This window comes from Muricauda sp. MAR_2010_75, from assembly GCF_000745185.1.
Lineage (GTDB): Bacteria > Bacteroidota > Bacteroidia > Flavobacteriales > Flavobacteriaceae > Flagellimonas.
This window is the reverse complement of record NZ_JQNJ01000001.1, coordinates 1,779,686-1,805,657: the sequence shown is the minus strand read 5'-3', so window position 1 is coordinate 1,805,657 and position 25,972 is coordinate 1,779,686. Positions and strand designations below refer to the sequence as shown.

General features: G+C 42.5%; 21 protein-coding genes. 4 read left to right on the top strand and 17 right to left on the bottom strand.

From position 1 onward, the window contains the following. The first annotated feature begins 1 nt into the window (after nt 1). Together FG28_RS08025 and FG28_RS08020 are read left to right on the top strand one after the other, a co-directional pair. On the top strand, nt 2–454 hold the full coding sequence (locus FG28_RS08025; RefSeq protein WP_036381707.1) for a hypothetical protein: 453 nt from the start codon (nt 2–4) through the stop codon (nt 452–454). A 2-nt stretch (nt 455–456) separates the two neighbouring features. Continuing rightward, nucleotides 457–1,335: a sterol desaturase family protein gene (locus FG28_RS08020; protein WP_036381704.1), complete on the top strand. Its 879-nt coding sequence runs from the start codon at nt 457–459 to the stop codon at nt 1,333–1,335. A gap of 11 nt (nt 1,336–1,346) precedes the next feature. Here the strand turns inward: FG28_RS08020 and FG28_RS08015 are convergent, their stop codons facing one another. The 13 genes from FG28_RS08015 to FG28_RS07955 form a co-directional block, all read right to left on the bottom strand. Next, nucleotides 1,347–1,940, bottom strand: coding sequence for a DUF3365 domain-containing protein (locus tag FG28_RS08015; protein WP_051947224.1), 594 nt, complete (start codon nt 1,938–1,940; stop codon nt 1,347–1,349). After that, the gene (locus tag FG28_RS08010; RefSeq protein ID WP_036381701.1) at nt 1,940–2,209 is read right to left on the bottom strand and encodes a heavy-metal-associated domain-containing protein; all 270 of its coding nucleotides are present in this window, start codon (nt 2,207–2,209) and stop codon (nt 1,940–1,942) included. The genes FG28_RS08015 and FG28_RS08010 overlap by 1 nt, the downstream gene beginning before the upstream one ends. A 16-nt stretch (nt 2,210–2,225) precedes the next feature. Continuing rightward, nucleotides 2,226–2,570, bottom strand: coding sequence for a rhodanese-like domain-containing protein (locus tag FG28_RS08005; protein WP_036381698.1), 345 nt, complete (start codon nt 2,568–2,570; stop codon nt 2,226–2,228). A 92-nt stretch (nt 2,571–2,662) separates the two neighbouring features. Further along, complete coding sequence (locus FG28_RS08000) at nt 2,663–3,043, bottom strand: rhodanese-like domain-containing protein (RefSeq protein WP_036381695.1); 381 nt, start codon at nt 3,041–3,043, stop codon at nt 2,663–2,665. A 4-nt stretch (nt 3,044–3,047) separates the two neighbouring features. Continuing rightward, nucleotides 3,048–4,457 (bottom strand): rhodanese-like domain-containing protein, encoded by a 1,410-nt coding sequence (locus FG28_RS07995; RefSeq protein WP_036381693.1) that lies wholly within the window; start codon nt 4,455–4,457, stop codon nt 3,048–3,050. Between the two features lie 57 nt (nt 4,458–4,514). Beyond that, nucleotides 4,515–6,248 (bottom strand): SulP family inorganic anion transporter, encoded by a 1,734-nt coding sequence (locus FG28_RS07990; RefSeq protein WP_036381690.1) that lies wholly within the window; start codon nt 6,246–6,248, stop codon nt 4,515–4,517. A 63-nt stretch (nt 6,249–6,311) separates the two neighbouring features. Further along, on the bottom strand, nt 6,312–6,944 hold the full coding sequence (locus FG28_RS07985; protein WP_036381687.1) for a Crp/Fnr family transcriptional regulator: 633 nt from the start codon (nt 6,942–6,944) through the stop codon (nt 6,312–6,314). 149 nt (nt 6,945–7,093) lie between these two features. Further along, nucleotides 7,094–8,179, bottom strand: a complete 1,086-nt coding sequence (locus FG28_RS07980; RefSeq protein WP_036381684.1) for an alkaline phosphatase family protein — start codon at nt 8,177–8,179, stop codon at nt 7,094–7,096. Then, nucleotides 8,179–9,540 carry an aspartate aminotransferase family protein gene (locus tag FG28_RS07975; RefSeq protein WP_051947223.1) on the bottom strand — a complete coding sequence of 454 codons (1,362 nt, stop codon included), beginning with the start codon at nt 9,538–9,540 and terminating at the stop codon, nt 8,179–8,181. Before FG28_RS07975 ends, FG28_RS07980 begins: the two co-directional genes overlap by 1 nt. Beyond that, entirely contained in the window at nt 9,518–10,762 is a 1,245-nt protein-coding gene (locus FG28_RS07970) for a hypothetical protein (protein ID WP_231562609.1), read from the bottom strand. Before FG28_RS07970 ends, FG28_RS07975 begins: the two co-directional genes overlap by 23 nt. A gap of 34 nt (nt 10,763–10,796) precedes the next feature. Next, a complete protein-coding gene (locus tag FG28_RS07965; RefSeq protein WP_051947222.1) occupies nt 10,797–12,470 on the bottom strand; it encodes an alkaline phosphatase family protein in 1,674 nt (557 codons plus the stop codon). Between the two features lie 4 nt (nt 12,471–12,474). Continuing rightward, nucleotides 12,475–13,938, bottom strand: a complete 1,464-nt coding sequence (locus FG28_RS07960) for a SusD/RagB family nutrient-binding outer membrane lipoprotein (RefSeq protein WP_036381678.1) — start codon at nt 13,936–13,938, stop codon at nt 12,475–12,477. Between the two features lie 39 nt (nt 13,939–13,977). Continuing rightward, nucleotides 13,978–17,271 (bottom strand): SusC/RagA family TonB-linked outer membrane protein, encoded by a 3,294-nt coding sequence (locus FG28_RS07955; protein WP_036381676.1) that lies wholly within the window; start codon nt 17,269–17,271, stop codon nt 13,978–13,980. 285 nt (nt 17,272–17,556) lie between these two features. Here FG28_RS07955 and FG28_RS07950 point away from each other — a divergent pair, with 285 nt between their 5' ends. Next, on the top strand, nt 17,557–18,123 hold the full coding sequence (locus FG28_RS07950) for an XRE family transcriptional regulator (protein ID WP_036381674.1): 567 nt from the start codon (nt 17,557–17,559) through the stop codon (nt 18,121–18,123). Here FG28_RS07950 and FG28_RS07945 read toward each other — a convergent pair whose 3' ends face one another. The 4 genes from FG28_RS07945 to FG28_RS07930 form a co-directional block, all read right to left on the bottom strand. After that, on the bottom strand, nt 18,124–18,807 hold the full coding sequence (locus tag FG28_RS07945) for a phosphonatase-like hydrolase (RefSeq protein ID WP_036381671.1): 684 nt from the start codon (nt 18,805–18,807) through the stop codon (nt 18,124–18,126). A 9-nt stretch (nt 18,808–18,816) separates the two neighbouring features. Further along, the gene (locus FG28_RS07940) at nt 18,817–19,974 is read right to left on the bottom strand and encodes a TIGR03364 family FAD-dependent oxidoreductase (RefSeq protein ID WP_036381669.1); all 1,158 of its coding nucleotides are present in this window, start codon (nt 19,972–19,974) and stop codon (nt 18,817–18,819) included. Next, entirely contained in the window at nt 19,964–21,244 is a 1,281-nt protein-coding gene (locus FG28_RS07935) for a DUF5690 family protein (protein WP_081894266.1), read from the bottom strand. The genes FG28_RS07940 and FG28_RS07935 overlap by 11 nt, the downstream gene beginning before the upstream one ends. A gap of 158 nt (nt 21,245–21,402) precedes the next feature. Further along, nucleotides 21,403–22,551, bottom strand: a complete 1,149-nt coding sequence (locus tag FG28_RS07930; RefSeq protein WP_081894264.1) for a glycoside hydrolase family 43 protein — start codon at nt 22,549–22,551, stop codon at nt 21,403–21,405. A 350-nt stretch (nt 22,552–22,901) separates the two neighbouring features. Here FG28_RS07930 and FG28_RS07925 point away from each other — a divergent pair, with 350 nt between their 5' ends. Then, nucleotides 22,902–25,970, top strand: a complete 3,069-nt coding sequence (locus FG28_RS07925; protein WP_231562608.1) for a TonB-dependent receptor — start codon at nt 22,902–22,904, stop codon at nt 25,968–25,970. The last annotated feature ends 2 nt before the right edge of the window (nt 25,971–25,972 follow it).

Genomic DNA, 25,972 nt, shown 5'->3' with positions numbered 1-25,972 from the left:
CATGAAGGACAAGTTTCAAAAACAGGTAAGTGCCTTTTCCAAAGTCCTTCTTTCTTTTTTAGTATTGATCTTGGTACTGTTCGGAGGATTGTACTACTGGGCCAACCATAAACCAGATCCCAAGATTGAGGAGGTTCCCGTGGAAGATTCCAACGAAGATTACGACAAAGTTGAAAACGGCATTCATGTGGCCACCGGATTTGTGGATGATGAAGGTATGGAAGCCACCATTCAAAATTGTACCAGTTGCCATTCCGCAAAACTGGTCACCCAGAACAGGATGAGCCGGGAAGGATGGAAAGCCACCATAACATGGATGCAGGAAACCCAAAATCTCTGGGATTTGGGTGCCAATGAAGAATTGATTTTGACGTATTTGTCCAAAAATTATGCGCCCACTGCGAAAGGTCGGCGGCGAAACTTGGAGCATATTGAATGGTATGAGCTTAAATAGCTATTATGGAATACATTGATGCTTTTACAAATGGTTTTTTGGGAATGGTGAGATGGACCTGGAAGTCCATTGTGTTTGAAGTGCCTTGGTATACCAATTATTTTTGGGGGTTGATTGCCATTTCGCTCTTTGTTTGGAGTATGGAAATTCTCTTTCCATGGCGAAAGGAACAGTCGATTTTTAGAAAGGATTTTTGGTTGGATGCATTTTACATGTTCTTCAACTTCTTCATTTTTGCCATTGTCATAAGTGGCATTTATAAAGTCCTTGAAGTACTTTTTGCGGATTTGGGCATCACTTCAAAAAGTCTGTCCATAGTAGATGTAACCCTTTGGCCGCAATGGGTACAGCTTTTGGTTTTCTTTATTATTCTTGATTTTGTGCAGTGGTTCACCCATGTACTTCTGCACCGTGTACCAGCTTTTTGGGAGTTTCATAAAGTACACCACAGTGTGAAGGAAATGGGGTTTGCAGCACACCTCAGGTTCCATTGGATGGAGAACATCCTCTACAAGCCTTTGAAAACGGTGGGAGTAATGATTCTTGGGGGATTTGAGCCCGAACAGGCCTATATTGTACATTTTGCCGCCATCGCCATCGGACATTTTAACCATGCCAACATAAAACTGACTTGGGGACCGCTAAAATACATCTTGAACAATCCGGTGATGCATTTGTACCATCATGCGTACAATCTCCCAGATGGACGTCGGTATGGGATGAATTATGGGATAAGTCTGAGCCTTTGGGATTATATCTTCCGCACCAACTATATTCCCGAAAGTGGCGGTAAAATTGAACTGGGTTTTCCGGGGGATGAAAAGCTTCCGAAGGGATTTTGGGGACAATTGGTCTATGGCTTTAAAAAGCCAAAGAAATAGGTTCTCAAAAATTATTTTGAAGGGTCAGAAGCTTCAAACACAATACTCCAAATACCACGGACCTCATCAATTCCATATCCCGTTGCCTCATCTTCAGGGTACAGCTCGGATAAATGCTCCACTACTTCCGGAGTAATATTTTGATTGGGTGTTCCATGACAATTCAAACACAATGCATTGGTAACAATGGGATAATAAAAATGGACCTGCCCGTCTTTTTCTTGTACTATCGGCACAATGGAGTCCCCCGCAGCAATTTGCTTTTTAAACGTATTGATATGTGCCAATTCGGTAGCATTGGCCTTGTTCAAAGGATTACGGGTCTTGTCTGATACCCGCTTAATTCTTGCATCATACTGTATTGCCATACTGTCAGTCAGTGGATAGGCCCGTTCATTGCAAAACACAACCGCCTCTGCAACACCCTTGTCCTGAATGGTCCCTTTTAGGTTTTTCCCCAATACTTTTTGGGTCTCTTGAGCGTACCTCATTCCAATTTCCTCGTAATTGGGTTTATCAGATTGTACAGTATCTGATTCCTTTTTACCCTCTTTACAAGAAAACAAGAGTAGCATAGTTGCCATGGAAATGACAATTGATTTCATCACAGGCTCATTTTTCCGTTGGTACAACTTACAAAAGATTTTGCATTTGGGAGCATTCCGTTTTCATCATCAATTTTGGGATAGCCCAATTGTCGTAGGACCTGTTTAGCAAAGGAAGCGACATCGGCGCCTTGGTCTTCAAAGCTAACCGATGCGCTTTCCTTTTCCACAATCACACTTTGTATACCTTCCATTTCCGAAAGTTTATTGGAAATGGTCTTGGCACAACCACTACATGTAAGGTTTTGCACTTGCAAAGTGGTTTTCATTTCTTTGTTAATTGACTTAGTAGCTCCATGTTCTGTAACCCCCACGAAGGTCGTACACCTCCGTAAATCCCATTTCCACCAACCTTCTTGCCGCCTTTTGACTTCTATTACCAGATTGACAATAGAGGTAAACAGGCTTTTCTTTCTTCATTTTAGAAAAGGCGGACTCGAACGCTGAGCCTTGAAAAAAATCTATGTTATTAGCCCCTTTTATATGACCCGACATAAATTCGGCGTGGGTACGCACATCCACCAATTGAACTTTGCCTTTGGAAATGGCATTTTTATACTCCTCCCTATCCAAAATCTTTATGGTATCTGGAAGGTTTTGTTCTCCGAACAAAAAACTTAGTATCGACATATTACCCTCAGTTTTATGTAGCTAATGTAAGTCGGATACTTTGGCTGTTCAGTAACGCGGGTTACATAAGAAAAAATTCTTGTATCTATTGACTAGTCCTTGGAGCTCCAATCCGTATACCCGCCCGTGTAATCATAAATCTGGGTGAATCCCTTGCTCTTTAAAAGCTCTGCAGCACGATTGCTCCTCCCCCCCATTTTGCAGTACAGATAAACGGGTTTGTTCTTATCCAATGTTTCTATTTGGTTTAGAAAACCTTCATCGTTGATGTTAAAATTGACCGCATCATCAATATGCCCCTGACTGTATTCCATGGGAGTGCGAACATCAACCAATTGTACGTCTTTTCCAATGACTTCGGATTGAACCGTGGCCTTATCTATTTTTTTGATGAACGGTTTTTGCTGTGATTGACATGAAAAGACCCACAAGACCGTAAAGCCCATGAGGGCCAATCGTATAATTTTTTGCATGATATTATTTCAAAGTTGTTGGACATACATAATCGGTCATGGGAATACCGGCATCTTTCATAGCGCTGAACCCTGAATCCACATCTACCAAATTGTGGATGCCTCTACTTTTTAAAATGGAAGCTGCAATCATACTCCTATACCCTCCTGCACAATGGATGTAAAAGGTTTCCTTATCTGGAAATTCAGCCAAATGATCATTCAGGTAATCCAATGGGGTCAAGTTGGCATCCACCGCATGTTCGGCATTGTATTCTGATTCTTTTCTAACATCGAATACGGGCACTTTTTGCTCCATGAGTTGTTTCAATTCCTTGGCATGGACACTTTTTACCGTATCCACTTCCTTGCCCGCTTTTTTCCAAGCTTCAATGCCACCTTTCAAATAACCCAAAGTGGCATCAAAACCAACCCGTGAAAGACGCGTCACGGTTTCTTCCTCCCTGCCTTCTGGGGTCACCAGAAGAATAGGCTGTTTTACATCAGCGATCAGGGCACCTACCCATGGGGCAAAACTTCCATCCAACCCAATAAAAATGGATCTGGGGATATGGCCTTTTGCAAAATCATCTTGATGTCGCACATCCAACACCACTGCTCCAGTTTCATTGGCTGCCACTTCAAAAGCATCGGGGTTTAGAGCCTGGGTTCCGCGTTCCAATATCTCATCAATGTCCTCGTAGCCTTCCTTGTTCATTTTTACATTTAAAGGGAAGTATTGCGGCGGTGGAAGGAGTCCCTCGGTCACTTCTTCAATAAACTCTTCACGAGTCATGTCTGCCCGTAGGGCATAGTTCATCTTTTTTTGATTGCCCAAGGTGTCCACGGTTTCCTTCATCATGTTTTTTCCGCATGCTGATCCAGCTCCGTGGGCCGGATAAACGATAACGTCATCCGCCAGGGGCATTATTTTGTTTCGAAGACTATCAAATAAGGTTCCTGCCAATTCCTCTTGGGTCATATGAGCAGCCTTCTGGGCCAAATCCGGTCTTCCGACATCTCCCAAGAACAAGGTATCTCCACTAAAAATGGCATGGTCCTTCCCATTTTCATCCTTTAAAAGATAGGTGGAACTTTCCATGGTGTGCCCGGGAGTGTGCAGTACTTTTATAGTGACTTCCCCCAACTTAAATTCTTGACCGTCCTCCGCAATAATGGCATCAAAAGACGGTTGGGCGGTTGGCCCATACACAATGGGTGCCCCAGTTTCTTTGGACAAGGTTATGTGCCCACTCACAAAATCCGCATGGAAATGGGTTTCAAAAATATATTTGATGGTAGCTCCATTCTTTTCAGCTCTTTTTATGTAGGGTTTTACTTCCCGTAAGGGATCAATGATAGCCGCTTCGCCATCACTTTCTATGTAGTAGGCCCCTTGGGCCAAGCATCCTGTATATATCTGTTCAATCTTCATGTGATAATGGTTTTTATCAAAAATAATTTTGTGCACCCTAAATTTCAGTGACTAAAGTTACAAACTCTTAGTTTTGGATTGTAGTGATATCCGTTCCTGTATTTCACTTCTTCCTTTTTGATTGGTGCAATAGTCCACAGCCTCAAACGTCTGCACAAAAAGGTTTTGTCGTCCAATGCAATCAATCAGTCCGCTGTTGTGGAAAATGTCGCGTGTGGGTCCAATGGCTCCGGTTATGATGAATTGAATTCCTTTTTCTTTTAAATCGTTCACAATACGCTCCAACATCACCGCTGCACTACTATCAATGTAATTGATGGCCTCGGCATTGAGAATGACATATTTTAGGGTAGGTCCTTTTTTCTGAATCTGTTTGTACAGTTCCTTTTTGAAGTAATCCTTGTTGCCAAAATACAATTGGGCATCAAACCGAATGATAAGCTTGTCATCGTCCACCTGAACTTCTTCAGGAAACCTACTTACATTTTTGAAGTAGTCTGTTCCTTTGATTCTACCCAAAACCGCAATATGTGGATTGGAAATACGATATACCAACAACATAAGGGAAAGCAAAACGCCCAACAGAATCCCCTCGATCAAACCAATGGATAGGGTCATCAAAAATGTGGCTGCCAACAATAAGAATTCATCCTTTCGGTTTTTCCACAGCATTATGGGATATGTAAGATCGATCAATCCAAAAACGGATACGATGATGATGGCCCCCAAGGCCGCTGTGGGTAAATTGTGAAACAGTGGTGTAAGAAACAACAAGGTTCCTGCAATGAGGAGGGCACTAAAAATCAAGGCCATGCCCGTTTTTGCTCCGAATTGGTCATTAACGGCTGTTCTTGAAAAGCTTCCCGATACTGAAAACGATTGAAAAAATGATGCGGCTATATTGGACATCCCCAAGGCACGAAGTTCCTGATTGGCATCCAACTCATACTCGGGGTGTTTTTCTTCCACGGTCTTTGCAATGGAAATGGATTCCATAAACCCAAATAATGCCACCGTGATGGCAATGGGAAGCAACTGCCCCAGTCTATCCATCTGGATTTCGGGAACCTGAAATGAAGGAAGCCCACTGGGAATTTCTCCTACAACACCAATGCCTTTGGACTCCAGTCCAAAAAAGAAAACCGCTAAAATACCAAGGATAATCACCAACAAAGGGGTTGGTATTTTTTTGCTGATTTTGTTCATGCCGAGAATGAAAATTATGGCCACAACGCCCAGGGCCAATGCATATGGATTGATCTGTCCCAAACTTTCAAAAATATTGCCGACAAGCACATGGATTTTACTGGATTGGGCAACATCGGTTCCCAAAATATGTTTTAATTGCCCCAATCCTATCAAAATAGCAGCTGCAGAGGTAAACCCACTAATGACCGGTTTGGACAAAAAGTTGACAAAGAAGCCCATCTTCAGCAAGCCCAGCAGTAATTGAATGCTTCCTATCAACAATGTCAAAAAAAGTACGGTTGCAATATAACTTTCAATACCTGTGAGTTGCAGTGCCCCTACACCAGCAGCCACCAACAAGGAATCCATGGCCACGGGCCCCACCCCCAATTGCCTAGATGTTCCTGTAAGTGCATAAACAACCTGTGGAACCAAAGCAGCATAAAGTCCATAAATGGGAGGCATTCCCGCAATCATGGCGTAGGCCATTCCTTGGGGTACCAACATGACTCCCACGGTTACCCCTGCAATTAAATCTCCATATAAGTGGGAGCGATTGTAGGTGGTCATCCAAGATAAAAAAGGGAAAAACCGTTTGAGCATGCGATGAACTTTAGGCAAAAATACAGAGCAAAAAAATGACCTTGGGTAACCTAGGGCACATACCTACAAATCCAAAACTTGGATATAGCTTCTGTGCAGGGCCACTTTTTTCATTTTCTCGAGCTTCTTCAACAATCTGGAAATTACAACCCGTGAGGTATGCAGATCATACGCTATCTCTTGGTGCGTATTGCGTATTTTGTTGTCGTTGGTGACCTCAACTTTCTTTTTTAGGTATTCCACCAACCGTTGGTCCAAATTTTTGAATGCAATGCTGTCCACGGTCTGCAAGAGTTCGTTCAGGCGGTTGTGATAGCTTTCAAAAACATAGTTGCGCCAACCTTTGTACTTGCCCATCCATTCTTCCATTTTCTGAACAGGCACCATTATTATCACAGTATCGGTCTCCGCAATGGCCCTGATCTCACTCTGGGTCTGTCCCATGCAGCAGGCCATGGTCACCGAACAGGTCTCACCCTGTTCCAAATAGTACAACAAAAGTTCATCACCATCTTCATCTTCACGCAAAACCTTGATTGCACCGGAAATCAACAGTGGTATGCTCCTAATATAGTTTCCAATGTCCATTATGATTTCACCCGCTGGCACTTCAACCAATTTTCCCACTTCATTGATCTCATCAATAAGGGGTTGTTCAAAATACGTGCTGAATGTTTCTAAAAGCTCTTGTTTCATAGGTTTAAAATACCCTTCTAAGGTACATATTTTGAAAAGAACATTCTGGAAGCATCCATACTATAAAACAAAAAAACCCGCATCATAAATGCGGGTTTCGAGCAAACTTACTTAAACTAAGATACCTGATATGAAATCTGCTTAAGTTCTTATAATTTCATTGGAGAACCTTTCATCTTCTTAGGAATGGAAAGTCCCATTTCTTGTAAAACGGTGGGTGCTATCTGGTTGGAATATAATTGCTCCTCCTCATGTACTTCCCCCATGGGCGCCACCCCTTTTCCGAAGGTGACAAACCAAACTCCTCCTGCCCCCTCAATGCCGCTGCCATGGCTTTTCCATGTTTTAAGGGGTTGGGTTCCCCTTCCATGATCTGTTGTTAATAAAAAGATGGTTTGATCTTTATAAAACTCGTCCTGTTGGGTAAACTCCCACAGTTCTTTGATCATGGCATCGGTGCGTTGAGCCGCTTGCAGGTAAAAATCATAAAAGCCGCCATGGGCAAAATCATCTGTTTCACCGTAAGAAATGTAGAGCAGCTTGGGATGGTTCTTTTTCATTTCTTCCAAAGCGTAGTTGTGGGTGAACACATCCAAACGAACCGATTCCCAAATAATGGGTGCCTGTCGCTGGATATCATTGAGCATTTTTTCCCTTTCAGTAAGGTCGTCACCAGTGGCTTTTTCATACCCCGCATTTACGGGCACACCCGAACGTTCTTCATTTACGATGTACGGGAAGACATCCCAACTGCCAAAAGCGGCCACTTTTCCTTTTCCCTCGGAAGTATTGTTGAACAGCTCCAAAATGGTGGTATTGGGATTTGGAATTTTGTCATTACTGGTGATTCTGGCATCATCCGCAGCTCCGGTCAAAATCTCATTGTAGCCTGGATATGAAAACCACATGGTATTGGTTAGATTGACTTTACTGCCCAAAGTTCTGTTTCCGTGCAATTGCCCCATTGATGCGACTTCGCTCCAGAAAAATGGCATCAACGTCTCCCTTCTTTCCTTTGGGGTATCTCGCCAAAACGTCTTTTTGAGCGAAGCTGTATCCTGAACGTAGTCCTCATTGGCCACCAAAAGCGAGTCGGCCCCCATGAACAATTCCTGCCAACGGAACCCATCAAGAGTGATCAAGATAACTTTGGTATCGTTTTTTTCTTGGCATTGGGCGGCCACCATGACTCCCAAATAGCAAATAATGCACAGTATTCTTTTAAAATTTTTCATTAGGCTATCGTGTTTGTTTTTAAAAATGCTTGGTTCAATATTTCGAGTGCCTTGTCCAGTTCTTCTCGGGTAATCGTCAATGGAGGCGACAATTGCAGCACATTTCCTTTGGAAACTTTAAAGCTCAACCCCTGTTTTAGGCATTCGTACATGATTTCTTCCGCTTCGGCAACTGCTTTTTCCTTGGTAGTCCTATTCGTGACCAATTCTATGCCCCATAAAAGGCCAATGCCACGTACATCTCCTATCAGCGAATATTTTCGGTGCAATTTGTAGAGCGCTGCCTTCATATAAGCTTCGTCCGCTTTTACTTTTTCCAACAAGTTTTCTTCTTCGATGACCTCCAAAACGGTCAATCCTGCTACGGCACCCAACGGACTTTTTTCGTGGGTGTAATGGCCCAAGGATATGTGACCGAACTCATTGTACTCTTCACGAGTGACAATGGCAGCTTGCGGCATGATTCCGCCTCCCAAGCCCTTTCCCAAGCAGAGAATATCCGGTTCAATGCCAAATTCTTCAAAAGCGAACATTTTTCCGGTTCTTCCCAAGGCGATGGGAATTTCATCCAAAATCAAGAGCACGCCATGTTTGGTGCAGAGGGATCTAGCTCCCTTCCAGAATTTTTTTGAAGGAATCTGCACATCGGTATTTCGGATGGTCTCTGCCAAAAAGGCTCCAACCTGATTGTCTTTGGACAACACATACTCCAAATATTCCAGAGCCTTATCCTCATTTCCCTCAAAAATACCACGATAGGTAATCGGGGGCGGAATACGTTCCACACCGGGCATCAAAGGTCCCATATGCTCCTTAAATACGGATTCGCCCCCCACACTGACAGCGTCGAGCGAAGCGCCATGAAAAGAATCCCAAAATGAAACCACCTTGTGTTTTCCCGTTACGGCCCTGGCCAATTTCAATGCTATTCCAATCGCTGAACTGCCATTAGGGGTGAGCAATATTCGGTTGAGTCCTGCAGGAGTTAACGAGGTGAGCTTTTCCGCAAATTGAATGGCTACTTCGTTTGTATATCTTCTCGTGGAAAAAGTAAGCCCTTGGAGTTGTTCGGTCAATCGACTTACCAATTTTGGGTGGGAAAAACCGATTTGGTGGACATTATTGCCATGGAAGTCGAGGTATTTTTTCCCAGAAACGCTTTGAATGTATGATCCTTCACAACGCTTCAGCACATCCAAACAAGGGGTTGACATGGATTGATGCATAAAATATTTGGCATCTTTTTCCAATAGATCTTTGGTACGTCCGTCAATATCCTCCATCCATTCACCTCTGGCAGATGTAAGGTTGATATCCCCTTCAACAATGAATTCTTGCTTATCTTGCTTTGTATGGTCCATGTTTTGTTCGTATTTCCCGTTCTTCGGATGTATCGTTCAACACATAAATATCGTAGTTGTTTCCGTGATTATACACCCGAACCACAATATGTCCTTCCTGACTTTTGTACTGATCCAACCTTCCTCCGATTACATCTTTAGTGCCTTGCAACATTATGGTTGAAAAAATATCCCGCTCGCCAGGGTACAATGTTTTTGAAGTGATCCTTCGCAACACTTCTTCTCCCGGATGGTCCGCGGTCCAATTTTGCTGGATCCAAACCCGCGGACGAATGGTTCGGACATAATAAGGGTTTTGGGAATCCCGATTTCCATGATGATTGAGTGTTGCCACATCAACAGGGCCAATTATCGGTGCTACGTAGGATTCCAAACTGTGGATATCGGTTTGACCCAATCCATCAATCCCAGAAATATCACCTCCGGTGTAGTAATTGAACTTACCATAATCGATTCGGATTCCGTCGCTCAATGGGTTCTCTCCCGGATATTCACCAGCTTGAAAAAGAGCGTGGGTGTTTGTGTCTTCACCCGTCCAAATGACTCCATTGGAAAAGAGGTTCTGAACGGAAAATTCAGGATAAATGTTTGGCGTATTTTTTAGTACAATTTGGTCCGTGTGTCCCACTTTCAAAGCTTCATTTTCCAATCCTACTTTTTTGGATTGAAAAGTGATGAATTTCCAATATTCTTTCAAGGTGGGAATCATGCCGTAGGCATCGTTGGAAAAGCGTGCCTCAGACTGCACGTTCGCATCCTTTAAATTGATAGGAAATTCGAACCCTCTGTCAATTAATTTTTTAATGGGAATCAAAGTTCCCACCTCCATAATTCCAGTGAGTTGATAACCGCCCGGAGCTATTTTCCGAAGGGAATCCATCTCTCCAAAGTGATCATCATGATAATGCGTGATCAGGGCATAATCCAACTGCCGTTTTTGATTCTTTGGGATGAATTGATCTATGTAATCCACAATCCATTCCGGAGCAGATTTAGACCGATTGGGAAGCAATTTTGCATTTCTACTCGAGGTTGTTCTTGGATGTGTTTCGGACATATCTCCAGCATCCACCAGCAAGGTCGTGCCATCAGGAAAAACCATAAAGGCAGCATCTCCCCTGCCGGTATTGATATGGTGAATGTCCAAAAAGCCGGGCTCCCATTCAGGAAGTTGTTGCCCATGTCCCCCCATTCCCATCAAGGTCAGGGCAAGGACAAACAAACTGTTTTTTTTGAGGTCACAGCACATGGGTTATTTATTTTTCACGATACAGTAAATTCGCCGGGATTATTTGTTTGGGTATGTTGGACCCTTGGAATTTTACATCCAAATGAAAGCCGCCACCGCCATTAAAAAATTCAACCCGAACCAACCGACGTCCCTTTTGCAACTCCACCACTTCTCCAATTTCCTTTACGCCGTGATCGCCATCATTGTCCACTACCAATTTTCCATCTATATACAGCTTGCTGCCATCATCGCTGTTGGTAAAAAATCGATATTGGCCACTTTCAGGAACCTCAAGATAGCTTTCAAAAACCAAAGCCACCTGCTCGGTTTGGACATCTTCTGTAATGGCCTGTTTTGGGGAAAATTCGGTGACAAATCCTTCTTTAACGGGTTTTAAAGTTGAAAAATCCGGGAGTTTTTCCATTTTCTCACTATAAAATACTTGATACTTAACTGGGTCTTCCTTGGTTTTGGCAACTATTCTATAGTTCGCTTCGGCGATGGTACTGGCCAATTTCCCTTCGTGAAAAACACCTGCTTTCAGCACCGAAGTTTCCTTGAGATAAAAGGTATCTTGGTAAATTGTGCTACTTTCCAAAGTGGGCACTTCGCTTCCCAGAACATAACGAATCTCCCCTGATCCATTTGGATTTTGCATCACCACAGCTACAGAATCAGCTTTAAAAACACCCCCGGCAGGTTCATAGTAACCCGCATCAGGAAGAATCTTCGGTTGGGCAATCTGTTCTTTTCGCCTATAGGTCAAGTTGGGTTTTTCATTACCGATAAAAGCTCCTTTTATGGGTCTTCCAATCCATGCTTGTGGGGTATGGAGCCCCATGGCGTAGGCCACCGTTGGGGCATTGTCATATTGGTATACCGTTTCTTCAATCTGGTAGCCCTTTTTGATGCCCGCTCCAAATAGAATGAAAGGAATCTCCATTTCGGCCAGGCTTTCGCCTCCGTGTCCAAAACCCAATCCACCATGATCGGCGGAAACAATAAACAGGGTCTTTTCAAAAATTCCAGCTTCTTTGGTGGCATTGACGATTTCCGCAATCAGGGAATCGGCTTTTTCAACCGATTTGTAATATTCCGGACTACCATGCCCCATGCCATGCCCGGCATGATCTACATGGTCCAAATGGATAAACGTGAATTTTGGGGTGTGTTCCTTGATGTAGTTTACTGCTTCTTGCGTGGTATTGTCCTCATGGTCCCCATCAATATCGAAGTCGACGTCCTCCTTTTCAAACAAGCGGCCAAATCCATCCCAATCATAAATGGCACCTACGTGGGCATCGGGCTGTTGATCATGGAAAAGGGCAAAAATGGTTGGAAACATCCCATTTTTGGTTGCCACCACTGGAGGCATAACATGATCATGTTTCTCCCACCCATTGGAGGTAATCCCGTGCTGTTCCGTATCAGCTCCCGTGATCATGCTGGCCCAATTGGGGCTGGAGCTTGAAGGTAAAACGGAACGGGCATGCATGGTAGCGGCTCCATTTTTGACCATGGAATCCAGCATTGAGGTATTTGCATTTTGAATCCCGTTCGGACTCATGCCATCGACACCAATTATAACGACATGCTCTATGCCTTGGATGGTTCCTTGTTCCTTGGAAGCACAAGACCACAGGAACAAAATTCCCGTGGTCATGGCTATAAACTTTATTACTTTTTTTTGAAATGACATTGCATTAGTTTTCCCACCAAACTTTAATGGTAATCTGGTCTCCACCTATTCTTTGTACGGCTTCATTGTAGTTGGCACTGTTTAAGGATTCCTCTTCACTTGGATACTCAAACCTGCTTGGGTATACATCGTAGAAAGCATCAGGACCAGGCTCAATCGTATTTGGGAATCCAGTTCTCTTGAACTCAATAAACCCTTGGTAATCGGTATAGAACAAGGCCACGTATTTCTGCTTAATAATAGTCTCCAAAGTGTTATCGAAAGCAACTTCAACCCTAGTAAGATAATCGGCAGGCAAGGCCACATCCCAATAGTCAAAATTGGCTTCTATACCCATTTCGTAATATTCTTGGGCATTGGCAGTTATCCATCCTCTCTGCGCTGCTTCAGCAAAAATGAATGCAACTTCAGAAAATTGCATTAAACGTGCTTGGTTGTTGTTGGGCTGGAAATAGAAGTAATCAATATTGAATTTTGACAAAAAGGCATCCCCTCCTTTGTACTCGTAGGCAGGTCCGTCCACGATACCATTTTGCATTCCCTCAATCGCCGGAGTCCCATTTTCCACAGAATTTGCGGTTGGGTCAGCGAAAAAATCCAGTCGTGGGTCATTAAAGCTTTGCAACAACTGTACAAAGTGTTCAGAGATTCTATATTCGTTGTACGAACCAACCCGATACACAGATTCTTCGGTCACAGGATGCGCATCTGGATTGGCTGCCAAAAACTGCAACACAGCGTTGTCCTCATTGGATTCCATCACGGGATTGCTGCTTGGGTTATTGAATATTCCAGCAATTACGGATTGGGAAGTGGATGCATCCACCTCGCTTAAACGCAATGCCAAACGAAGACGCAATGAGTTGGCAAATTTCCGCCACATCGCCAAATCTCCATCAAATAACAAGTCACCCTTTACCAAACCAAGATTAGAACCTGATAGAATGGTATTGGCACGTTCCAATTGCACCAACATATCGGCATAAATAACCTGTTGGGTATCGTAGACTGGGGTATAATTGGGTTCCTCATCCACAGCTTGGTTGACCTCGCTGTATGGAATATCCCCATACATATCTGTCAATATGCTGAACATCCAAGTCTGCATGATCAGTGAAACAGCTTCGTAACTTGGCAATTCATTTTCAATGGCGATTTTCTCCAATTCTTTGGCATCCCTGATGGCCAAATAGTGAGTGTCCCATGTTCCTCCTTGATCTCCCCAGTCGAACAGGTCAAAAGAGGTAAATACAATACGGGCTCCATACTGTCCCATTAGGTTTCCTTCACTCCAAGCATCTCCAACCACTCTTCTGATGGAGTTTCTCTGGAAGTTGGTCAACAACAGCTCTGGATTTTTGCTGATGCTCAATGCCACATCAGGGTTCTCATTTGAAACATCAAATTTATCACACGAGCTTATGACACCCATGATTATGATTCCAATGATTATGATTTGTTTTTTCATTTTTCTATTTGTTATCACGTTCGTTTATTCAACTTTGGATTACAGTCTTAGGCTAACTGCCATTCCTATACTTCTGGTGGTGGGCACGGTTGCATTTTCAACACCTGGAACATAGGAACCTCCTCCAAAGGATAATAGTTCTGGGTCGCCATGGTTAAAATCTTTGGCCCACAACCAAAGGTTGGTACCGATCAAAGAAAAGCTGAAGTCCTGAACTCCCATTTTATCCACAACTTTTCTTGGAAGTGCATAGGTCAACTTTGCTTCACGGAGTTTTATGAAAGTGGCATCGTAGATTCCTTCCGTCTCATTATCTCTTCGGTAACGGTTATTGTGGTAGGCATTTGCGGGAACAATTACATCATTTTCTGTATAGCCGGTCAGGTTTCCTTCCACATCAAAAACTCCTTTAACACCATCACCGATGACACCATCTGAATGTGCTCCACCATAATCCAATCCTGAATCAAGAATGCCTGGGTGTGGTCCACCAAATTCTGGTGAACGTCCCCAAAGTGTTTCCACCACATTACCGGATGTTGCGGCAATCAATCGGGTTCTAGACAAGAGTTCACCACCCTGTCTCCAATCGAAAAGGAAATTCAAGGAGAAGTTCTTGTAGGTAATGGTGTTGTTCCATCCCAAGGTGAAATCTGGGTTGAAGTTTCCAAGCTTCCTTAGGGTATTATCTTGTTGGACCAAACCTTCGTTGAAGAACACCTCTCCATAATAAGGGCTACTCTCATCTTGAACGGTTACCAAACCGGTTCCCCACATATCGCCCAAGGAGCCACCTTTTTCCGCAATCAAGGTAATCCCATTTCCTCCGTAGGAGTATCTGTCAACGCCATCGGCCAGTTCCAAAATCTCGTTTCTGTTGAGACCGAAATTGAACATAGTGTTCCAGCTAAAATTATCAGTGCTTACGGGGGTAGCATCCAACATCAATTCCACTCCGTAGTTTTTAATCTTACCAGCATTGATGGTTCTGGAAGTCTTACCAGAGGTTGTGGCCAAATCAATATCCAGAATCTGGTTCTTGGAAATAGTGTTATAATAGGTAAAGTCGATTCCTATTTTGTTGTTGAACAATCGTAAATCCGTTCCGATTTCGTAGGAAGTCTGAATTTCAGGCTTAAGATTGGCGTTGGCCAAATTATTGGAAGGCGACGCAGTTGGGTTGCTCCCTACAGGAGTTCCCAAGGCAAAGAAGTTATTCAATCCGTATGGGTTGGTGTCATTACCAACCTGTGCCCATCCAGCTCGTAGTTTGGCAAAGGAAAGTACATCACTGTCTATATTAAACATATCCGTTACCAACATACTCAAGGAAGCAGATGGGTAGAAATAAGAGTTGTTCTCTTTGGGCAAGGTGGAGGACCAGTCGTTACGTGCGGTCAAGTCCAAAAATATCTGGTCTTTCCATCCCAATTGGGCAAAACCGTATAGGGAATTAATTTGTTTCTCAGGTCGGGATACAGTTTGTACCAAAGGACCATCTGCATTAGTGAAAGAATAGATTCCAGGCAACAACAACTTATTGGCCATTAAAGCATTAAAATGGTTTTTCTGCACCATTCTGTTTCCACCAAAGTTCGCATTTACGCTGAAGTCTTCACCAATTTGCTGATCATAGCTTAACAAGAAATCCAAATTGGTCTCTTGGAAATTGATTTTGTCCTCTCTATACTGCCCATTGGGGAAACGTTGTGTGGAATAAGCTCTTTTGATAAAGCGATACTCCGAGAAGAAATCGCGACCACCCCTTACCATGAATTTAAAGTTGTCCGATAATTTATAGGTAGCCGAAAGGTTCCCAATAATCCTATCCTTGGCCAACCCATTGGTATTTTCATACATGGTGAAGTAAGGGTTGTCATGATAGTTGTAATTGTAATTGAACTGTTGAAAACCTTCAAGACCATCTTGCCAATAATCTCTTAGTCCTTTTACATCCACTTGTTGTCCCCACCAGATAAATAGGTACATGACAGATTCGGTACCGTAGCCATTCACGTGACGGTTATCAGAATCTGTTCTGATGTAGTTTACTTTGGAGTTTACGGTAAGTCTATCTGTAAGATCATACGTTCCAGAAAGTGAGATTGTATTTCTTCTGATATCGGTGTTGGGAAGAATTCCTTCGTTATCCAAGTTGGTATAACTTACCCTGTAGTTCCCTTTTTCATTTCCTCCATAAAAGGAAATATTGTTGGTTAACGTTCTTCCCGTCTGAACAAAATTTTCAACCGGATCTCCTGGGTCTACAAAAGGAGTTGGATTGATTGCTCCTCTTCGGGACAAATCAACACCAGATGATCCCAATATAAAATCCAATCCATGCACATCACCACCTCGCAAGCCGTTAGCGGTTGGAGAATCGTGTTGAGCCCTAAGGGTTCCATCCAATAACGGACCCCAAGATTCATCCACTCCATCAAAAGTTCCGTTTCCGTAACCATCTACAAACTGGAAGTCAAAGTTTTTACCTTGTCCATATACTCTTTGGTACTCAGGTCCTTTCAACATACTTTCAAAGGTCATTTTGGAGTTGACCGAAATACCCATCCCTTTTCTGGATCGTCCAGATTTTGTGGTAATGATTACCGCTCCGTTGGCAGCACGTGAGCCATAAAGTGCGGTTGCGTTTGCACCTTTTAATACAGAAACTGATTCAATATCATCTGGGTTTACTTCGGCTGCCCCGTTACCGTAATCCAAGTTCATGTTGCTGGCACCACCCAACGTATTGGTTCGGGTGTCTGTAGAATTATTGATCGGAATACCATCTACCACAAATAGGGGTTGGTTGTCTCCTTGCATGGAACTGTATCCCCTGATTACCACGGATGAAGATTGCCCTGGACCAGTTCCGTTGGTTACTACCTGAACACCCGCAGCTCTACCCGAAAGGGTACTTACAAAGTTGGTACTGGTGGATTGGGACACTTCATCGCCCCCTACCTTTTCAACGGCATACCCCAGTGTTTTCTCATCACGGGTAATGTTCAAAGCGGTAACCACCACCTCATCCAATTGCTGCGAATCGGGTTGCAACATAATGGTAGCTGTGGTTTGTCCTGTCGTATTAAATTCTTGGGAAATGTACCCAATATAGGAAACCACCAAAACCGCACTTTCTTGGGAAAGTTCAATTTCAAAGTTTCCGTCAAAATCTGCAGCCACCCCTGAGGTGCTGCCTTTTACAACAACCGATGCCCCGGGCAGCGGTACGCTGTTTTCATCCACCACCGTTCCCGAAAATGTGGTTTGGGAATAGCTCATTATACTTACGGTAAATGCAAGTAAAAATGCTACGATTGATTTTTTCATTTGTTGAGTATTTGTAAATATTGGTTAATTATTTATCAACAAATATCCAATAAGACCGTTAAGCCATGCCTTTATACAGATTAAAAAAATGATACGGAAAGGTTAAAAGAATCAGTGATATGTTATGTAAACATTATTTACAAATATTCAATTTTTATACTATCTTGCATGGAATGAATATTTTAATATGTCATTGTTTAACAGTTGATTAAAGGATTTTTTGAGTATTTATGAATAGGGAAGAAATATTATAAATACTAAACAACAAGATCCAGTGGAAAAATTATGGAAGACTATTTAATAGGTATCGGCAAGCGAATCAAGGATATACGAAAGAACAATAAAAAAACCATCAGCGACGTTGCCATCCAAGCTGGGGTTACGGCCGGACTGATTTCCCGCATTGAAAATGGCAGAACCATCCCTTCCCTCCCTGTATTCTTAAAAATTGTAGGGGCCTTGGAAACCGAGATGCCCGATTTCTTTGATGGTATGCCGAAAGTAAACGGACACAATTTCTTGGTATCCCGAAAAGCCGACCAGACCATCATTGAAAAAGAAGACGAAGCCGTCGGTTTCACCTACAACTACATTTTTGGTAAGCAATTGAACTCTGTAGGGTTTGAAAGTGTGTTGCTGGAAGTGTTGCCCAATTCCAAACGGGACAAAGTGGTTACGGATGCTTTTGAATTCAAATACATTCTTACCGGGGAGTGCTATTATGAAATTGGCGACCAAGAAGTGCTCTTAAAAGAGGGAGATTCCATTTTTTTTGATGGCAGAATTCCCCATGTTCCCATAAACAAGGGGAAAGTACCCTCAAAAATGTTGGTAGTTTACTTTTTTATCTGATTAGGAAAAAAGTATCCCTTCCAATGCATCCAAAGTATTCAGGATAAGGGTTGGGTTGGCCTTTTCCAATTGCTCTCTGGTCTGTGCCCCGGTCAACACCCCAACGGTAATTCCACAGTTGGCATTTTTGCCTTCTTCAATATCTATTTGGGAATCGCCTGCTTTCAATACGTGTTCAGGGTCTGTGATGTTGAACAATTCCATGGCCTTATCAATCATTTCTGAGGAAGGTCTTCCAATCTCGACATCATCCGCAGTGACCAAACCATCAATCTGCTCGCCTACTTTCCATCCCAATTTATCCAATAGGGATTGTGCTGTTTTAAAATCATAGCCCGTATTCAGTACCACTTTTACACCATGGGCTCGCAACACTTTAAAAAGCTCTTCGACCCCATCATACGAAGTCACCTCCAGATTGGCATAAGCTTCTTTCAGCATTTCCTTAAAATCAGCATGTACCGCTTTGGCATCCACTTCAAAATCGCGATTAGCTTTGGTCTCTTCCAGAATATCCGCGATTGCCTTATATTTTTCCTTGCCCGCCCCAAATTCTAGCACGGTATCCAATGAAACCTCAACTCCTGCTTTGGCCAATGCGGCCCGCACCGTTTTGTACACCACGTTGTCTTCATTTACCGTGGTACCGGCCATATCAAAAACTGCAAGTTTTATATCTTTCATTCTTGTTTATTATCTATTAAATATTGTAGCAATGTTCTTTTTTGAAAATCCAGCACTTCCCGTCATTCCTTTTCCTCCTATGCCAGTCACAATATGAATATGTTCATCTATGGTCTTTTTGAAAAGGTCACTGGATTTGCATTGTGAATACATTCCATACCATCTGCGTTGGATTTCATAGGTGGGCAGTTTTATGATTTTCTTCGCCTCCTTTACCATAAAATTGTCAATATCCATATCCAAATCATAACCTAGGTCTTCCATCCTATCCACATCGGCGTATTGGTGGGAGTCCCCTAAAATGACCGACCCATCCACCGCTTGCTTGAACAAAATATGCACTCCCCATTTCTTCTCCAGACTGTCTTGGGGTTCATTCCTTTTGATTTTGGAATATGAAGGGCATTCATGGAACGCCTCATATCTTCTGATGGACCATCCTGTAAGGATGGACCCTTTTAAGGCATAGTTTTCCTGAGGTTTGGTCTGCATCATCTGCAGTTTGGAAATTTCCAAATCACTGGTGGCAAATAATTCGGGATACAAGGTTTTAAAATCACTTCCGTTGCAGATGATCACCTTGCTCGCCTGAAGCACTTCTCCGCCGGCGCTCAATACTTCAACATAGCTTGCTTTTCTTTCGCAGGAAACAACCGTGAAATTGGTCTTCATTGCGAGTCCTTTTTCCTGCACCAGGTACTCCTGAAGTCGATGAATCATGGTACTGGGTTCAACGGTAACTTCCTGTGGAAAGAAAAGTCCTGCTGTAACATACGTACGTCGAAGTCCAGGATAACGTTCCAAACACTCACTTTTAGTCAACATTTTGGATTCGTAGTCATTATTATTGTTGATGGCCCTGAGCTCCACCAACAATCGCTCTTCTTCCTCATTTGATGCCAAATACACGGTTCCATTTTGACGAACACTAATATCAAACTTGGATTGGATGTCTTGGTAGATCTGTAGGCTTCTTCTTCCAAACTTCTGCCATTTCGAATTCATTCCGGATGGCACCACCTGGCCAAAATTTTGTGTCGTGGCCCCTTGGGGATACGCATTTTTTTCCACCAAACACACCTTCAACCCAAGTTCCAGAGCATGAAAAGCATGGAAAGTCCCCAAAATACCCCCACCTACTATGACGGCATCGTATTTATTGTCCATAGTTAAACTGCTGTTTACGATTTTCAGATTTGTGCCTTGCCCAAAAGTGAAAGAACAAGACCACGGAGACGATAATTCCAATCAATGCCACGGCATAGGTTCCATAGACGAAAAAGTTGAGCCAGGAAAGATTAGCCTGGCCAAAATTTTTGTAAACCAGTACCAGTATGCTTCCAACGTAGCCAAATGCATCTGCAATGTAGATAAGGAAACCGGAATTTCCCTTTATTTTGAAGGCAGCAATAAATCGGTCAAAGAAAAGACAGTTGAACGGAACATAACAGATGTATAATCCAAAACCTGTGCAGACCATCCAAAGAAAAGAATCCAGTATTCCTATTTGGAACATGAGGGTAGATAATCCTAAGACCACGGTGCCCAAGATCAAAAGTAAATGGTACGTGAGCAGTGCCTTAAGGTTGTTCTTGATGTAAAAGATGGAACCAATGATCAGCAATACACTGATAGCAATAATAATTTCTGAAGTGGAGAACACAGAAATATCGCCTTCATAGCCAATGCTATCCCAAAGTTCTCGAGCAAAATTGTCTCGAAAATCCCGGAATGCGGTAAGGAAGGTGTAGAAAATCACCACTAAAAGCAATGGGAAAAAGAATTTTTTGATGAGTTGTTTTCGATCAGCGCCAGTCATTGGGACGCGTTCGGTACGCAATTCTTTATCGGTATCGGTGGGTGGTGGTATCTTTTGTAATAGGAATGAAGACATCAACAACGGTGCTATGAATAAAGCCCCTGTGACGGAGGGCATCCAAAATTCGGTTACGCCCCAGTAGTTCATCACATAAAGTCCCACAGATTTTACCACGCCACTGGACACAATAAAGCTAGCGCAAAGGGCCACACCCAAAATGTCTGTAAACCGCCGCCCTTCAATATAGGAGAACACAATTCCCCATATCATTCCCAATGGGATCCCGTTCAAGAACATAAAAACAATATTGTAGGGAGCGGACACCCATGCAAAGAAAAAAAGGGCCACTTCGGCCAAAAGAATCAATGAAATCAATAATAGTAACCTACGGTTGGGTTTCAACTCGGAAATCACCTTGATTCCAATAAATTTTGAAAACGCATATCCCAAGACCTGGGCAATAATGAGAAGTATCTTGTAGTCGACACCGATGTAGCTCAGTCCTTCAAAAGTGGCTACGGTAAAAGGTTTGCGAAAAGCGTACATGCAAAAATAGGTGCCAAAAGCAGCGAGGGAGGCATGGAGAACAAAAACTAGACTTGACTGCTTTTTGGACATGGAGTTGGAAACCAAAATGTTTACAAATACTAAATTAATATTTCAAATTACTCAAATTTATAAGAATTTACCTATCCATTTCAGATTAAATAATTGTTAGCAAAAAATTATGCCCTCAATTGAGGGCATAATCATGATTATTGAGATAAAATTAATTCCTACTGATTAGGTTCCACATACGCATTGATACGTTCTATGGTTCCATCTGGGTTATGCGTAAGTTCTGTCATTTTTACGCTACGCAAATGGGTTTGCCCACCAGACATGGAACTGTCGTGGAAGAACAACCACCATTTTCCCTGATACTCCACAATGGAGTGATGGTTGGTCCATCCCAAAACGGGATCAAGGATAACTCCTTGGTAGGTAAAGGGTCCATAAGGATTATCCCCAATGGCGTAGGCAATATTGTGGGTATCTCCAGTTGAATAGGAGAGATAATATTTTCCATTGTATTTGTGCACCCAAGCTGCCTCAAAAAACCTACGATCGTTGTCTCCGGTTGTAATAGGTTCTCCATTTTCATCCAAAATAACTGCATCTTTGGGCTCTTCGGCAAAGCTAACCATATCATCTGCCATAAGAGCAACTTTAGGAGAAAGGGCCGGCGCATCATCAGCTGGATAATTATCTTCTCCCAGATATTCATTGTTCCTCCATTTTTGGAGCTGTCCGCCCCAAATTCCACCAAAGTACATATAATACTTTCCGTCTGTATCTTCAAAGATAGAGGGATCCATACTATAGCTTCCTTCAATAGGTTGATCCATGGCTTCAAAAGGTCCAACTGGGTTTTCACTTTTGGCCACACCTATACGAAAAACATCCTCTTTGTCCTTTACGGGAAAGTATAGAAAGTATTCATCGTCCTTCTTGGCTGCATCTGGAGCCCACATTTGTCTTCCAGCCCAAGGCACGTCTTTAATATGAAGGGCCAATCCATGATCGGTGACCTCTCCACCAACACTGTCCATAGAGAAAACATGGTAATCTTCCATGTTAAAATGACTTCCAAGATCATCTTGGGGAATTCCGGATTCAAAATCATGGGATGGGTAAACAAACAACTTCCCCTCAAAAACATGTGCCGATGGATCTGCGGTATACAGTTCAGACGTTAAAGTGTAAACTGTATCGGGTGTTGTGCCAATGGTATCGGTTACGCTATCGATTTCATTACTTATTTCGGTTGAAGATTGTTTTTGGCGTTTGCATCCAATTGTGCCCAAAACAAATAAAGATGACAAAAAACAAGGGATAACACCTCTGTTTAAATAATTTTTTCGTGTATTGATTGTGCTTTTCATAAGGTAAAGGAAAGGTTAATTTGTTAAAAATAAACATTCTTCTGTAAAAACAATCGTTTGCTTACAAAATCATAAATTCTTACTTTATTGATTATCAAACTATTGATTAAAACACGTAATTGAAATTAAATAATTTTAACATAGAATGTCAAAAAAATTAACGCAACCGATTGCGTGAACAAATATATTATGTATATTTATCACATTCTAAATATTATGCGCTCTTTTTTGACATAATAGGATTAATTAACTGAACAAAATCAAAACTTAGTAACATGACTAAACAATCCTTATTTGTTTTTACAAATAGCAAATGGTCATCACCCTTGCATTTGTACTTAACAAGCTTTTTGTTATTTGTTTTTTGCACTACGGCTTTAGCGCAGAACACTATTGCGGTTTCAGGTACCGTAACAGATGAATCGGGCGCACCTATTCCCGGGGCAAGCATTATTGTACAGAACACGACAAATGGAACAACAACAGACTTTGACGGGAACTACGCAATCGAGGCTGCCTCCAATGCCACCCTCGAGTTTCGTTATCTTGGATTCGTTACTCAAACGATTGCAATTAACGGAAGATCAACATTGAACATTCAAATGGCGGAAGATACCCAGCAATTATCTGAGGTCGTGGTAATTGGTTACGGTACGCAAAACAAGGAATCTGTAACGGGTTCGGTAGTTTCCATTAAGGGTGACAATTTAAATGAGGTACAATCAGCCAACTTCCAACAAGCGCTTCAAGGTAGGGCCGCTGGGGTTAACATTTCCACAACCAGTTCAAGACCTGGGGCTGCTCCACAAATACGTATACGTGGTACGCGTTCCCTTTCAGCAGACAATGACCCTTTGATAGTTCTCAATGGTATCCCCTTTTCCGGCGGACTTAGTGATATCAATCCTAATGACATTGAAAGTCTTGATATATTAAAGGATGCATCAGCTACGGCCATTTACGGGTCTAGAGGTGCTAACGGGGTTATCTTGATAACCACAAAGTCGGGAACCAAAGGACAGAAGGCTACAATCACATACAATACCTATTATGCAGCAAAAGAAGTGTTTGCAAAATTCCCAATGATGAATGCAGCCCAGCTCATACAATTGCGTGCTGATGTTGCAGCCAATAATGGGGGAACTCCGCTTTTTGGTTTGGCAGGCGATGAATACTTGGGCAATGATACGGACTGGCAAGACCTGTTGTATGGAACTGGTCTACAAACCGCGCATGACATTAGCGTTCAAGGAGGTACCGAAAACGGTTCTTACAATGTTGGATTGGGGTATTTTAAAGAAACGTCCGTAGTTCCCGGAGATTCTTTTGATAGATATTCTTTAAGAGTGCAGCTCGATCAAAATGTAGGGAAATTATTCCGTTTTGGTGTAAATTCAGTTACCAATTTCAATAAGACAAGTAGTATTATTGGCATTTACCAGACGCTGGCTGCATCACCGCTTTTAAGCCCCTATGATTCTGATGGGAATTTTTTGGAGTCGGTCCGTCTGCAAACGCAAGCTGATGATGCATGGATTCCTACTAGAAATGAAATTAGTCGAATTGGAAAAGGTAGGGTAAACGAGCAGCTCGACTTTGGTACGTACAATAACATCTATGGTGAATTGCAAATTCCTTGGATCGACGGATTGAAATACCGTCTTAACGTAGGTTTGAATTTCCGTTCGTCCAGAGATGGTAACTTTACCGGGCAAGGGGTATTTAATTACAACCCCATCAACCCTTCTTCTGCAAGCTATAATTCTACAATCCAAAGAGATTATGTAATTGAAAACCAATTACTTTATGATAAGACATTTGGTAAACATCAAGTAAATTTTGTTGGATTGTTCTCCGCACAAAACACCGAATTTGACAATATAGGTTTAGGTGCGCGGAATATTCCCAACGAGGCCTCTTTATGGTATGCTTTAGATGATGATGCCATCCTTGCCGAAGATGTTACGAGTTTCGGCACTGGTTATTCGGCCACTGGATTGTTATCCTATATGGCCAGGGTCTTATATCAGTATGACAACCGTTATTTACTTACTGCCACAGTACGTTCCGATGGTTCATCCCGATTGGCCCCAGGCCGTAAATGGGTTACGTATCCTGCGGTGTCCCTAGGGTGGAATATTGGTAATGAAGCATTTATGGATAGCGTTGATTGGGTAAACCTGCTCAAACTACGAGCTGGTTATGGTGAAACCTCGAACCAAGCCATCGATCCTTACTCAGTTCAAGGGAATTTAAATTCAGTCAACTACAATTTTGGGAGTACATTCGCTACCGGTTATTTTGTGGATGGGCTGCCCAACCCAAACTTAGGATGGGAGTTTTCAGAGACCTATAACTACGGTCTTGACTTTGGATTGTTCAATAATCGCCTATCAGGTAGCGTTGAATACTATATTACCAAGACCAATGATATCTTATTGGGTCTTGGGCTTCCAAGCACGGCGGGTGTAGGTAGCGTAACCAGCAATATTGGTAATAGCGAGAACAAAGGTCTTGAAATAGCCCTTAATGGTACTATTTTTGACAATCCGGATGGATTTTCTTGGGATGTTGGCGTTAACGTGTATACAAATAAAAACGAAATAACCTCATTGGCCTCAGGTCAGGATAGGGATGAAGGAAACCTTTGGTTTGTTGGATCCCCAATCAATGTGATCTTCGACTATGAACGGCTCGGACTTTGGAATCAGACCGACCCAGGTTTTGAATATTTAGACCAATTTGAACCAGGGGGCAATGAAGGTATGATTAGGGTACGATATACTGGAGAGTTCAATGCGGATGGGTCGCCTGTTAGGGCTATAGGCTCCGATGATAGAATTGTGCAAGATCCCCAACCTGATTTTTTAGGTGGTTTTAACACACGCTTGGCCTATAAGGATTTTGATTTAAGTATAGTAGGCGCTTTCCAAAGTGGCGGTATTCTTGTAAGCACGTTACATTCATCCAACGGCTACCTAAATTTACTTACTGGTAGAAGAAATAACATTGATGTTGACTATTGGACGCCAACCAATACCGATGCTAAATATCCTGCCCCTGGAGGGATACAAAGTGGTGATAACCCAAAATACGGAAGTACATTGGGTTATTTTGACGGATCCTACTTAAAGGTACGCGCAATGACTTTGGGCTATAATTTTGATCAAGATTTCATAAGGGATTCTTGGTTTAAGAGTCTTCGTCTTTATGCTACTGTACAGAACCCTTTTGTTCTATTTTCACCATTTCATGATGAATCTGGCTTAGACCCAGAGACCAACTCAGGGGTCAATGACCAAGGACAGCGTCAAAACGTAGCTACTGAAACAAATAACATCTCGACGGGAATACCAACGGTTGGTTACAATGTTCCAACGACACGAAACTTTATGCTAGGATTAAACGTAACATTTTAAAA

Excerpts from the sequence above, each read along its gene's own strand:
- FG28_RS08025 (WP_036381707.1), top strand. The coding sequence starts at position 2 with ATGAAGGACAAGTTTCAAAAACAGGTAAGTGCCTTTTCCAAAGTCCTT.
- FG28_RS08015 (WP_051947224.1), bottom strand. The coding sequence starts at position 1,940 with ATGAAATCAATTGTCATTTCCATGGCAACTATGCTACTCTTGTTTTCT.
- FG28_RS08010 (WP_036381701.1), bottom strand. The coding sequence starts at position 2,209 with ATGAAAACCACTTTGCAAGTGCAAAACCTTACATGTAGTGGTTGTGCC.
- FG28_RS08005 (WP_036381698.1), bottom strand. The coding sequence starts at position 2,570 with ATGTCGATACTAAGTTTTTTGTTCGGAGAACAAAACCTTCCAGATACC.
- FG28_RS08000 (WP_036381695.1), bottom strand. The coding sequence starts at position 3,043 with ATGCAAAAAATTATACGATTGGCCCTCATGGGCTTTACGGTCTTGTGG.
- FG28_RS07995 (WP_036381693.1), bottom strand. The coding sequence starts at position 4,457 with ATGAAGATTGAACAGATATATACAGGATGCTTGGCCCAAGGGGCCTAC.
- FG28_RS07990 (WP_036381690.1), bottom strand. The coding sequence starts at position 6,248 with ATGCTCAAACGGTTTTTCCCTTTTTTATCTTGGATGACCACCTACAAT.
- FG28_RS07985 (WP_036381687.1), bottom strand. The coding sequence starts at position 6,944 with ATGAAACAAGAGCTTTTAGAAACATTCAGCACGTATTTTGAACAACCC.
- FG28_RS07980 (WP_036381684.1), bottom strand. The coding sequence starts at position 8,179 with ATGAAAAATTTTAAAAGAATACTGTGCATTATTTGCTATTTGGGAGTC.
- FG28_RS07975 (WP_051947223.1), bottom strand. The coding sequence starts at position 9,540 with ATGGACCATACAAAGCAAGATAAGCAAGAATTCATTGTTGAAGGGGAT.
- FG28_RS07965 (WP_051947222.1), bottom strand. The coding sequence starts at position 12,470 with ATGTCATTTCAAAAAAAAGTAATAAAGTTTATAGCCATGACCACGGGA.
- FG28_RS07960 (WP_036381678.1), bottom strand. The coding sequence starts at position 13,938 with ATGAAAAAACAAATCATAATCATTGGAATCATAATCATGGGTGTCATA.
- FG28_RS07955 (WP_036381676.1), bottom strand. The coding sequence starts at position 17,271 with ATGAAAAAATCAATCGTAGCATTTTTACTTGCATTTACCGTAAGTATA.
- FG28_RS07950 (WP_036381674.1), top strand. The coding sequence starts at position 17,557 with ATGGAAGACTATTTAATAGGTATCGGCAAGCGAATCAAGGATATACGA.
- FG28_RS07945 (WP_036381671.1), bottom strand. The coding sequence starts at position 18,807 with ATGAAAGATATAAAACTTGCAGTTTTTGATATGGCCGGTACCACGGTA.
- FG28_RS07940 (WP_036381669.1), bottom strand. The coding sequence starts at position 19,974 with ATGGACAATAAATACGATGCCGTCATAGTAGGTGGGGGTATTTTGGGG.
- FG28_RS07935 (WP_081894266.1), bottom strand. The coding sequence starts at position 21,244 with ATGTCCAAAAAGCAGTCAAGTCTAGTTTTTGTTCTCCATGCCTCCCTC.
- FG28_RS07930 (WP_081894264.1), bottom strand. The coding sequence starts at position 22,551 with ATGAAAAGCACAATCAATACACGAAAAAATTATTTAAACAGAGGTGTT.